2 protein-coding genes are annotated in these 1,335 nt (G+C 47.8%); one reads left to right on the forward strand and one right to left on the reverse strand.

The window, feature by feature from the left end:
* On the reverse strand, positions 1–301 hold a 301-nt coding region (locus HGT1_RS18115; protein ID WP_176251360.1), incomplete at its 3' end, for a DUF2235 domain-containing protein.
* Between the two features lie 402 nt (positions 302–703).
* Here HGT1_RS18115 and HGT1_RS18490 point away from each other — a divergent pair.
* Positions 704–1,006 carry an RNA 2'-phosphotransferase gene (locus HGT1_RS18490; protein ID WP_373028001.1) on the forward strand — a complete coding sequence of 101 codons (303 nt, stop codon included), beginning with the start codon at positions 704–706 and terminating at the stop codon, positions 1,004–1,006.
* Positions 1,007–1,335: the final 329 nt, after the last annotated feature.

A 1,335-nucleotide genomic window follows, 5' to 3' on the forward strand; every position in this document is an offset into this window, starting at 1 on the left:
AGGCAACTTGGGGAATGTCGGATGAAATGATCTTCTCGTAGCAGTCGATAACATTCTCATCGATCCCTGCGCCCACGGCAGCGGAAAGAGTGTTCCGAATGCGCTTGAGCGTCAGCCCACCCACTTCTCCTGCACCAAGGCCTGGATCGTAATAGCAGACCTGTTCCTCCGGACGGATTGGAGAAGAGGGGCCAGGACGCATTGCCCGATACATTTTATAGATATTAGACAAGCGTTGATCTGGATGCAGGCCGCCAACTTGACCAGTTCCGTCCGAGAATATCAGAATGTTCTTTGCCATATTCTCAGACCCCTTTTTAGAATATTCGTATCAGTATTCAATGCGCTAATTAGATAGCCGATCATTACTGGCCTACAGTTTCGTATGCAAAACTAAAACGTTTATTTTCAGCATCACTTAAACCATCATGATCTATATCGCCTATCAAAAACGGATTAGCGATGGGTCGAGATTGCAAATTCCTTTGCATGGTACTTCGGGCACGGCCCTGAAAAGATCGGCGCGACGCAAGCGGCTGGATATTAATCGAGGACTTGCGACGCCTGCTCGAACGCGTGGGCCGGACGATATCGCGGCAACAACTGGAGAACATCGTGGAGACTGACGACAAACGTCGTTTCACGATCTCTGAAGGATGCACTGCAAATTAGAGCTGCGCAGGGCCATTCCATAGACACCGACCTGGGCCTACAGCCGCTCGAACCCCCTACATGGCTTTGCCACGGTACGGCTCAAGACAATCTTGGTCTTCTGTTCAAAGACGGGCGCAGGCCACTTAGACGCAATCCTGTGCACTTGTCTTCATATCCGATCACTGCCTCAGTTGCTGGCAGCAGAAATGGCAAGCCAGTCGTTCTACGTGTTGCTGCCCAAGAGATGTTTGAAGCAACTGATCAGTTATTCATGATCGACAATGATGTTCGGCTGGCTGGCCACGTTCCGCCGTCAATTCTGGCATTTGGGGGAATCGAGAGCGGAAGTTGATTACATCCAGGTGCGCTTCAAGCTCAAATTTCCAGAATTTTTCCTTTCAATTTTGACTTCTATACACTTCCCAGATTTAAGGGGGTTGGTTCGTTTCATTGCTATCAGAAACAGATTTCACAAAAATATGCGTAGCTAAATACGAAAATTATTGCGCAAACTCCATGAAATATTTCGCGCTACTTTCGGGAATTTTTTCTTTTCAAATCAATGAAAGATGCAAGCCGTTACCTGCGCGTCAACAATAGGTGTATTCGCGCCATAAGTTTTCACAATTTGCGCAAAGGTTTTCGCGCGCTCAAGATTATGCCCGCATTCCCCAAGTAAAT

Origin of the sequence: Sulfitobacter sp. HGT1, assembly GCF_013282155.1 — a bacterium.
Taxonomy (GTDB): Bacteria; Pseudomonadota; Alphaproteobacteria; order Rhodobacterales; family Rhodobacteraceae; genus Sulfitobacter.